At 58.3% G+C, this 3139-nt stretch carries 8 protein-coding genes; 3 read left to right on the top strand and 5 right to left on the bottom strand.

Annotation, left to right across the window (positions count from 1 at the left end):
• Nucleotides 1–123 precede the first annotated feature (123 nt).
• Genes C446_RS14925 through C446_RS20120 form a run of 4 tightly spaced genes read right to left on the bottom strand, consistent with a single transcriptional unit; the run spans nt 124 to nt 1037 of the window.
• Complete coding sequence (locus C446_RS14925; protein ID WP_006673956.1) at nt 124–372, bottom strand: hypothetical protein; 249 nt, start codon at nt 370–372, stop codon at nt 124–126.
• Entirely contained in the window at nt 373–522 is a 150-nt protein-coding gene (locus C446_RS19395; protein ID WP_006673955.1) for a DUF7563 family protein, read from the bottom strand.
• Nucleotides 523–714: a hypothetical protein gene (locus C446_RS14920; RefSeq protein ID WP_006673954.1), complete on the bottom strand. Its 192-nt coding sequence runs from the start codon at nt 712–714 to the stop codon at nt 523–525.
• Entirely contained in the window at nt 711–1037 is a 327-nt protein-coding gene (locus C446_RS20120) for a PadR family transcriptional regulator (protein WP_049920268.1), read from the bottom strand. The genes C446_RS14920 and C446_RS20120 overlap by 4 nt, the downstream gene beginning before the upstream one ends.
• 468 nt (nt 1038–1505) lie before the next feature.
• Here C446_RS20120 and C446_RS18205 point away from each other — a divergent pair, with 468 nt between their 5' ends.
• Nucleotides 1506–1829, top strand: coding sequence for a hypothetical protein (locus tag C446_RS18205; protein WP_006673952.1), 324 nt, complete (start codon nt 1506–1508; stop codon nt 1827–1829).
• 2 nt (nt 1830–1831) lie between these two features.
• On the opposite strand, the gene C446_RS14905 is transcribed toward C446_RS18205, so the two are convergent.
• Nucleotides 1832–2101 carry a hypothetical protein gene (locus C446_RS14905; protein WP_006673951.1) on the bottom strand — a complete coding sequence of 90 codons (270 nt, stop codon included), beginning with the start codon at nt 2099–2101 and terminating at the stop codon, nt 1832–1834.
• A gap of 129 nt (nt 2102–2230) precedes the next feature.
• On the opposite strand from C446_RS14905, the gene C446_RS14900 reads away from it, so the two are divergent.
• A complete protein-coding gene (locus C446_RS14900; protein ID WP_006673950.1) occupies nt 2231–2527 on the top strand; it encodes a toxin-antitoxin system TumE family protein in 297 nt (98 codons plus the stop codon).
• 62 nt (nt 2528–2589) lie between these two features.
• A complete protein-coding gene (locus C446_RS14895) occupies nt 2590–2988 on the top strand; it encodes an HVO_A0114 family putative DNA-binding protein (protein WP_006673949.1) in 399 nt (132 codons plus the stop codon).
• The last annotated feature ends 151 nt before the right edge of the window (nt 2989–3139 follow it).

Raw genomic sequence — 3139 nt, 5'->3', positions numbered from 1 at the left:
GAATAGTTTCTTTTTCAAACAGCTTCTCTGAGGACGATCGTAACGGGTGTCAGCTGTATGGTGGTTTGTAGAATTTGAGATCCCGAAGTTGTGCTGCCTCGCGGTCGTACTTGGGGTCGACCATCAGACAGACACCTCCTCGTCGAGGACGTCACCGATCCGCTCCTCGTAGTCGGCCTCGTCCTCGAAGTCGTGGTAGCCAAGGCCGACTTCGTGGAACTGCCAAGTCTCGTTCGTTTCGAGGTCCCGCTTCTGACAGACGCCCTCCTTGTTTTTCTCGGCGGATGTCATCTTCGGGCTGTCGGTGACGATGATGTTGCCGACCCGATCCTCGTTGGGGTGCTCAGTGACGAGGTAGAGATACTTCCGCATCTATGCGGCACCTCCGTTGCCAGCACGCTCGCGAACTGCACCGACCGACTCCGCACACTCCGGGCAGGCATGGACGTCGTTGTGTTCGTCGCCGAAGACGCGGGCGTACTGCCGGCTGACGTGGGTGTTGCAGTTCTCACAGGCCGGCATCTACTCGTCACCCCCGCTGCGCTCGAGTTCGTCGGCGAGCATCCGCAGTGCCTCGTCGGCCGTGTCTGCACCGAACCGCGGTTCGACGGCGTCGGCGGTCGCGGTCCATTTCACGACTACGTCGTCGCCGTCGCGAGTCGCAACCTGCTCGAGTGTGACGTCGATCGACTCGAGGTCGCGAAGGCGGGTCATCGCACATCACCCGCTGTTTCGACGTCTTCACCCTCGAGACGCTGCTGGGCCCAGTTAGCCTCGAACTCGACGACACGCCGACCGAGATCGGTCAGCGCATACTCGTTGGTTCGCTTGTCGAGTTCACTCTTCTCGACTAGGCCGTTCTCGATCAACTCGTCGAGATTCGGGTACAGGCGGCCGTGGTTGACCTCTTCCTGGTAGTACGTCTGCAGACGACGCTTGATCGCTAGGCCGTACAGTGGCTTGACTGCCAGAATCTCGAGAATGCGCGTCTGGAACTTGGTCAGGTCGTTCGCGGCGGGCTGGTCCTCGGTGACGATCTCGTGATCCGAGAGCTCGGCAAGACCGACGCCGCCATCGGGAAGGACCGTCGGTTTCTCATCGCTTGAGTCCGTACCTCCGGTCGGACGGGGTCCGGACCCTGAACAACCCCTCGTCCGTGCGGCCGCGTCCTCGCGCGGCTGCGTGTTCTGCGTACCGTCGTCCTCGGTAGTTTCACAACCGTTTGCACGGTCGACTGTACTCTGCCGTGTGGGGCAACGTTCATTTGCCCCGGAATGTTCGTTTCTCATGACTTCTGAAATTCCCTCGCTCGGGGAAGTTCGGAAGTCGCCCCGGGGTGGTCCTAACACCCCAATCCTTAGCGGATTCTCCGGAGGCTGACTTCCTAGTTGCTATGAATGATTGGACCGTCTAAAGCTTTTCCCACAACTTGCCGGAGATTCGATTGCAAGTTACCGGGCATTTAACTGTAAGTAGCATTATCTTACTACCATACCGGTGGTGATATGAGTGCTAAACTCCGAGTTAAGCGGGAGATGCGCCAGCACGCGGAGTGGATGAGGTCGCCAACTGACGACCGAATCCTCGAGCTGATTCAGGACGAGGGGAATATGACTCCAAGAGCATTGTCTCGCGATGGAGATGTCTCCCGATTCGATGTCAGCAAGGAATATGCTGGCGACCGATGCCGCGAACTCGCAAACTACGGACTTCTCGAGCGGCTCGATCGCGGCCTCTACCGCCTCACGGATGAAGGCGAAGCCTATCTGGAAGGCGATCTGGACGCGAATGAGCTTGAGCCAGTTGACGACCCGCTCGTTGACGAGTGACCTCATAGTTCTCCGCGCACCAGTTCGACGGCGTCACTGATCCACCCTGGAAGCTGCCGCGCCGGCGGGTCCCGATCCACACAACGACCGTCGGCATCGAACTCGAGTGTCCATTCGTCCTGCCCGTGCGAGATCTCGATCCTGCGTCCACCGTCGTCGTTGTACGCGATCGTTAACGTCGCTGTTTCGGGGGCGCTCGGTGGCAGATCGTCGGCTCCGAGGTCGCTGCGGAGATCGATGTCGATGCGGCGACTGTCTGTCGTGGTCGACATGACAACTCGAGATGAGGGGCGATTCCCCCTTTAAATCGACTTACAGTTCCGAATAATCTCGCTGCCGTGGATTTGTGTTAGCCTACACCCTAATGCTTATTATGTTAGGGCATATACTAACAAATAGGGATGACGGATGACGTCACGGCCGTTCGCGACGAGACAGAAGCCTACACGGACGGCACAGTTGCCCGCGTTCGTGTGCTTGTGGTGCCCGAATCCGAGAAGTTCCCCGAGGGAATTAAGTACGCGTTCCACTACGGGGAAGCCGGTGCTGACGACCCGGTCATTCGGTTCGACAACCATCACGGGGTTCACGAACTGCACCTCAACGCCGAGGTGTTCGAAATCGACTACCCCGGTCTTCAAGCGCTCTACCGCGCTTGGCGGGCGGCACTCCCACCCAAGAAGCGAGACGACTGGTAAGTAGAATCACTCCAAATTATCGCCCATCTCTTGGGTGACCCCTTAACAGAAACAAACACGCCATGACCCGAACACTCCACGTCCGAATCGACTCGTCGTCCGATCGTAGCGACCTTGAGGATACGCTTGCCGCTCTCGACGCTGGTGAGACAGACGAGGTTGAGCCGAAACCATCAACGCTCTCAGTTGAGGACCTCGAGACGTTCGGCCGCATCTTTCGGCCGACGAACCTCGAGTTGCTCGAAGCGATCGCGGACCACGAACCAGAAAGCATTCGCGAGCTCGCACGCCTCGTCGATCGACACCCACCGGAGGTTACGCAGAACGTGAACGAACTCGCCGACTACGGCCTTATTGAACTCGAGCAGAACGGCCGGGCGAAGCGACCAACGATCTGGTACGATGAGATCGATGTCGACATTCCACTCGGCCACCACTCACCCGATGTCGCACCCGCTTGACATCCCGCTAGGATTCTACTTAAGGCGTCTAGTCGGTTTTAACTACTCAAAAGAGGGTCGTGTTTAGTTAAGGCTGAAGGATGAGGCGGGGTGATTTTCAGCTGGTTCATGGCGAAAATCGCCCGCCTCAGTGGTTGTAGCGACTGGATCG

It is taken from the genome of Halobiforma nitratireducens JCM 10879 (assembly GCF_000337895.1).
Taxonomy (GTDB): domain Archaea; phylum Halobacteriota; class Halobacteria; order Halobacteriales; family Natrialbaceae; genus Natronobacterium; species Natronobacterium nitratireducens.
The sequence above is the reverse complement of the archived record's forward strand: the minus strand, read 5'-3'. Positions and strand labels throughout refer to the sequence as shown.